The organism is uncultured Aurantimicrobium sp., assembly GCF_936931525.1.
Taxonomy (GTDB): Bacteria; Actinomycetota; Actinomycetes; order Actinomycetales; family Microbacteriaceae; genus Aurantimicrobium.
The window spans coordinates 1-5,417 of the sequence record NZ_CAKZII010000088.1; the positions used below are offsets into that span (position 1 = coordinate 1).

General features: G+C 55.5%; 6 protein-coding genes. 2 read left to right on the plus strand and 4 right to left on the minus strand.

Annotated features, from left to right (window positions below; translation table 11 throughout):
- Together Q0362_RS04065 and Q0362_RS04070 are read right to left on the minus strand one after the other, a co-directional pair.
- Nucleotides 1-953 (minus strand): low specificity L-threonine aldolase (locus Q0362_RS04065; RefSeq protein WP_298120078.1); only part of this gene is annotated, 953 nt, incomplete at its 3' end.
- Nucleotides 954-970: 17 nt separating this feature from the next.
- Nucleotides 971-2,329: a DUF6421 family protein gene (locus Q0362_RS04070; protein WP_298120080.1), complete on the minus strand. Its 1,359-nt coding sequence runs from the start codon at nt 2,327-2,329 to the stop codon at nt 971-973.
- Between the two features lie 127 nt (nt 2,330-2,456).
- Here Q0362_RS04070 and Q0362_RS04075 point away from each other — a divergent pair, with 127 nt between their 5' ends.
- Together Q0362_RS04075 and Q0362_RS04080 are read left to right on the plus strand one after the other, a co-directional pair.
- The gene (locus Q0362_RS04075; RefSeq protein ID WP_298120083.1) at nt 2,457-3,290 is read left to right on the plus strand and encodes an SDR family NAD(P)-dependent oxidoreductase; all 834 of its coding nucleotides are present in this window, start codon (nt 2,457-2,459) and stop codon (nt 3,288-3,290) included.
- Nucleotides 3,291-3,374: 84 nt separating this feature from the next.
- Complete coding sequence (locus Q0362_RS04080; RefSeq protein WP_298120086.1) at nt 3,375-3,977, plus strand: hypothetical protein; 603 nt, start codon at nt 3,375-3,377, stop codon at nt 3,975-3,977.
- A 12-nt stretch (nt 3,978-3,989) separates the two neighbouring features.
- Here Q0362_RS04080 and Q0362_RS04085 read toward each other — a convergent pair whose 3' ends face one another.
- Together Q0362_RS04085 and Q0362_RS04090 are read right to left on the minus strand one after the other, a co-directional pair.
- A complete protein-coding gene (locus Q0362_RS04085; RefSeq protein WP_298120088.1) occupies nt 3,990-4,319 on the minus strand; it encodes a hypothetical protein in 330 nt (109 codons plus the stop codon).
- Between the two features lie 6 nt (nt 4,320-4,325).
- Nucleotides 4,326-5,159 (minus strand): exodeoxyribonuclease III, encoded by an 834-nt coding sequence (locus tag Q0362_RS04090; protein ID WP_298120091.1) that lies wholly within the window; start codon nt 5,157-5,159, stop codon nt 4,326-4,328.
- Nucleotides 5,160-5,417: the final 258 nt, after the last annotated feature.

Here is a 5,417-nt window from a genome sequence, read left to right on the forward strand (position 1 = left end):
GCGTTCCAGTCATAGAAACGGAACTCCTTGCGCAGTTCGTCAGCAACACCAGCAGGTAGGGTCACGAAGACACCGTTGGACTGGGTCTGCTGAGTGAAGTTCAGGCCCTTGGTTCCTTCCAGGGCCTTACGAAGTCGCTGAGCCATCTGGTTGGCGTGGTTTGCCAGGTGGTGCCACAGGTCACCCTCGAGCAGAGCAATGAGCTGAGCAGAGGTGAAGCGCATCTTGGACGCAAGCTGCATGTTCATCTTGCGCAGGTAGATCAAACCTTCAACAGCATCTGGGTTGAGCACGACGATTGCTTCTGCACCCATCAGGCCATTCTTGGTGCCTCCGAAGCTGAGCACATCAACACCAGCGTCACGAGTGAACGCTCGGAAGGGAACACCCAGCGACGCTGCGGCGTTGGAAATGCGAGCACCATCCATGTGCAGGAGCATGCCGAGAGAGTGAACGTGATCTGCGATCGCCTTCACTTCTTCGGGGGTGTAGACCGTTCCCAATTCAGTGGACTGAGTAATCGTCACAGCAAGTGGCTGTGCACGGTGCTCATCACCACGGCCATGTGCCTGCTGGTCAATGAGAGCAGGAGTGAGCTTGCCGTCAGGAGTCTCGACAGTGAGCAGCTTGATGCCACCTACTGCTTCAGGAGCAACAGACTCGTCATTGTTCACGTGTGCAGTCTGAGCGCAGATCACACCGCCCCAACGAGGAAGCATGGACTGCAAGCTGAGCACGTTCGCACCGGTTCCGTTGAACACGGGGAACACCTCAATACCCATACCAAAGTGAGTGGTCATCACTTGGTGCAGGTGCTCGGTGTAGACATCCTCGCCATAGGCGACCTGATGTCCACCGTTCACCGCAGCTAGTGCTTCCAGCACCCGTGGATGCACGCCGGCATAGTTATCTGAGGCAAAGCCGCGCCAGGCGGCATCGTGTACTCGTTGCATGAATCCGAGCCTACGCGTTATGCGCGAATTCCTTTAGTGGATTCAATAACGGGAGCAATCTTGCGCTGCAGTGCTTCATAGAACATAGACAGAGGGAACTCGTCGTCCATGAGCTGGTCGGTGAGTTCACCCGGTTCTCCCGCAACAGGAAGTGCGTCAGCACCCTTTGCCCACTTGGAAGCGGGGTGGGGAGTGAGGGTTCCGGCAACCAGTTCATACGCTGCAAGCCAGTGAGCAATCTTGGGACGATCAATGGAACGCCAGTAGAGCTCGTCGATGGCGTCACCGAGTTCAACAACAACGTCAGGCAGGGCTGCCCAGTCGATGGAGAGCTTGTTGTTGGTCCAGTGCAGCACTCCGTGCTGGTGCATCCAGGCAAACATGAGCTGACCAGCAACAGCGTCATAGTTACGCTTACGGGTTCCTGTCATAGCAAAGCGGAAGATGCGGTCGAAGACAACGGCGTATTGAACTAGTCGTGCGTGGTGACGAGTCTCGGGGTCAGCAGAACCACCGCGCTCGATCTTCACGCACTCGCGGAATGCAGTGAGGTCACAACGCAGTTCTTCGAGGCCATAGAGGAAGAAAGGCATGCGCTGCTTGATCATGAAGGGGTCGAAGGGGAGATCGCCGCTCATGTGGGTGCGGTCGTGGATGAGGTCCCACATGATGAAGGTTTCTTCAGCGAGCTTCTGGTTAGTCAACAGTTCTGCTGCGTCAGCAGGGAGCTCAAGACCGGTGATCTCAGCAGCAGCTTCGGTCACAACGGCGAAGCGTGCTGCTTCGCGGTCTTGGAAGATTGCTCCCCAGGTGAAGGCTGGAACTTCGCGCATAGCCACGGTCTCGGGGAAGAGCACTGCCGAGTTGGTGTCGTATCCAGGAGTGAAGTCAATAAAGCGAACGGGAACGAACAACTTGTTGTTGTAGTCACCAGCTTCGAGTTCAGCAATGAAGTCAGGCCACATCACTTCAATGAGGACTGCCTCAACGAAGCGGTTGCTGCTTCCGTTCTGCGTGTACATCGGGAAGACAACGAGGTGGCGAGCACCATTCACGCGGTGTGCAGCGGGAGCAAACTCCAAGATTGATGCGAGGAAGTCGGGCTCAGCAAAGCCGCCTTCAACCCATGCACCCAGGTCTGCCACAACAGCAGCGAGGTAAGAAGCATCGTGGGGGAACGAAGGAGCGAGTTCCTGGATGGATTCGACCATGACAGCAACGAGCTCACGGGCAGAAGCGTGTGCGCTTGCCTCGGGGATGGAGCCATCCTTGATCTGCATTGCCTGAAGAGCAATAGCCGCATTCTTGAGTGCAACCCATGCAGGAGTGGTTTCAGTAATGTCTGCAGCAGCAGTGAGGTCGAGTAGTTGTGTCATGCTTCAACGCTAACGGAGAATGCACGCACGTTTCAGCGAAATCTTGCGTGAAACCCGCAAGTTTTGGCAACATCACGCACAGAAACAGGACATTCACGCAACAAACGCGCGTGAGTAGAGTATTGCTATGACCTTCACTGTTGCAGGAACCAGAATCCTTATCACCGGCGCTGCTATGGGCATGGGCCGCCTCTATGCAGAGCGTGCTGTTGCCGAAGGCGCAGAGACCGTCATCCTGTGGGACATCAATAAAGAAGCCCTCAGTGAAACCACCAAGGCTCTTCGTGTTCACGCGGATAACACTCAAGAGATCGTCCCCATGCTGGTCGACATTGGCCAGCGCACTGCCATCGAGAAGGCAGCCGCCAATGTCATAGAGAACCACGGTGGTGTGGACATCATCATTAACAATGCTGGCGTTGTTCGTGGCACCTACTTCTGGGAACACGAGAACGAGCGTGACACCGAGTTCATCATGAAGATCAATGCCCTGGCTCCCATGTTCATTACCCATGAGTTCCTTAGGGGAATGATTGACGGCAAGCGTCCTTCCCGCATTGTGAACATCGCTTCCGCTGCGGGCACCCTTTCCAACCCCAAGATGAGTGTGTATGCCTCGAGCAAATGGGCTCTCATTGGCTGGAGTGACTCCGTCCGCCTAGAGCTCAAGCAACAGGGTTACGACAATGTCAAGGTGACTACGGTTTGCCCAAGCTATATCGCGACCGGAATGTTTGAAGGCGTGAAGGGTCCTCTGATGACCCCGATCATGCAGCCTGATTATGTGGTCAACCGCGTCTGGCATGCCATGACTGCCGGTAAGCCCATGCTCATGCTGCCGTGGACTGTCCACCTGTCCAAGGTGCTCAAGGGCATCTTGCCCCAGAGCTGGTTTGACGCGATCGCCGGCAACATCTTTGGCGTCTACAACACCATGGATAAGTTCACGGGCCGGAAGTAAACAAAGGGGGAACAACCCCTGTTCTCAGAAATCTCTGAGCTGGTTCTCGGTATTCTTAAAGTAAGAAATCACCGGGAGTAACGCATGGCTGGCTGGCGCTTGTGGCGCAAGGAACCTGTCATTGACGAACCCACCCCAGAAGTTCTGGAGAGCATCGAGACTTCTGCAGAAGATGGTTTAGCGATGGCGCGACTGGGTGCAGTCATGGCGGTCAAGAACAAAATCCTTGTTCAAGCGATTACTCAACCAGATGCTTTTGACCCCGGCATCTTCATTGACCCTGCTAGGGAAGCTGTCACTACTTTGGCAGTGGAGTCGCTCGAGACCGCGGCGATTGTTTCTGCTGACCTCAATAGAGCGCGCAAGCTCCGCGGCGAGGCGATGTATCGAGACGACTATCGCCGCGGCGATGTGAAAAACCTCACCATTCGCTTGGGCTCACTCGAGAAGGTTGCCGAGTCCCTTAAAGACAATCTTGAGAATGAGGAATGGCTACGTGCACTCATTACCGAAGCTCATGGTCTCGCTTGGGCCGAGCTATCGCGGGAAATGGAACGCTCACTCGACCGCAAAGAAGTGAGCGAATTCGGTGACGAGAACTACGAAGAAGAGCGCAGCACCAGACTGCGCCAGTTCATTAACCTGGACCTTGCTCAGCTGATTGAAGATCAGACGCCTGAGTACTAAAGAAGTCGCCCTCTATTTGATGGAGGCTGTGATGAATGTAATCGCTAGCCCCAGCATGAAGGCACCATAGGTGCCACCCAAGCCAATTAGTGCAAAGCTCACGGCGTCCTGCTTCTTCACCATTTTGATGATGGTGAAGACAACACCAGTGAGCGCCGCAAGAGGCGTTCCAAATACAGCGATGTAATACCCCAGGGTGAAGACCGCCATGTTGCAACTAGAGCCGCAGCTGTCACTGACCATGGCGAGCATCAGCGAAGGAACGAACAGCACGAGTGCACTGAGCACTGTGACAACCAGCAACACAATGCTGGTGATGTTTGTCTTCTTAGTTGCAGTCATTTCTACCTACCAAATCATGGGGCGGTCGTCTTCATCGCCGTCCCGGAGCAAGTCAACCACGACAGGAACGTGGTCACTGGGGCCGTCACCCTTGCGCTCGTCGCGCGCGATGACCGCGCTGTCGACGAGCTCAGCGAAAGCAGGCGAGCCCATGATGAAGTCGATGCGCATTCCCTCGTTGCGAGGGAAGCGCAGCTGCTTGTAGTCCCAGTAGGTGTAGCCCTCAGGGATGAGAGGACGGACAACGTCCTTCAAGCCGACAGCTTCGAAGGCAAAGAATGCTTCACGCTCGGGGGGAGAGACGTGAGTGCTGCCAGCGAATTCTCGAATGTCCCAGACATCATCGTCATAGGGAACAACGTTCCAGTCGCCAAGAAGTGCCAGTGGCATATCCGGCGATTCTGCCAGCCAGCCTGCGGTGTCGCGGGCAAGGCCGTGAAGCCATTCAAGTTTGTAGGCGTAGTGCGGGTGGTCAAGTTCACGGCCGTTGGGAACATACAAGCTCCACAGGCGGACCCCGTCCACGGTGGCCGCAATGGCACGCGCTTCGAGCGGTGCATTGCCGTCAGCATCGGGTTCCCCGAAGCCTGGCTGAGAGGGGAAGGTGATCTGCACATCTTCGAGAGGAAGGCGTGAGGCAATGGCCACACCGTTCCATTGGTTCAAGCCGTGAAGCACGACCTCATAACCTGCCGCGGTGAATTGTTCGTAGGGGAACTGGTTGTCCCGGCACTTGATTTCCTGCATGCACAGAACATCAATCTCTTCGCGGACGATGTAGTCCACGACGCGCTCCACACGAGCACGTATCGAGTTCACGTTCCAGGTGGCGATGCGCATACATCTAAGTTATCTGCTGGGGAGAAGAGGGGTGACATTGACCGCTATTCTGTGAGTGCAGGTGGGGGCCGCACCCCTTGTTATTCCTTCTTCCAGACCGGACACTGTATTCATGCAGAGAACTGCTTCCACCCACATCGTTCTTCACGCGAAGGCGCCTGCCCGACTGCTTCTTTCCATCGCAGTGGCAGACAAAGCTAACGCGGAAGAAACCTTGGTTGTGCGCCAAGACGAGGTTGATGTTCCTGTTCGTGAATT

What these genes read in the sequence shown, in the direction of transcription:
- Q0362_RS04070 (WP_298120080.1), bottom strand. Translation starts at nt 2,329, where the DNA reads ATGACACAACTACTCGACCTCACTGCTGCTGCAGACATTACTGAAACC.
- Q0362_RS04075 (WP_298120083.1), top strand. Translation starts at nt 2,457, where the DNA reads ATGACCTTCACTGTTGCAGGAACCAGAATCCTTATCACCGGCGCTGCT.
- Q0362_RS04080 (WP_298120086.1), top strand. Translation starts at nt 3,375, where the DNA reads ATGGCTGGCTGGCGCTTGTGGCGCAAGGAACCTGTCATTGACGAACCC.
- Q0362_RS04085 (WP_298120088.1), bottom strand. Translation starts at nt 4,319, where the DNA reads ATGACTGCAACTAAGAAGACAAACATCACCAGCATTGTGTTGCTGGTT.
- Q0362_RS04090 (WP_298120091.1), bottom strand. Translation starts at nt 5,159, where the DNA reads ATGCGCATCGCCACCTGGAACGTGAACTCGATACGTGCTCGTGTGGAG.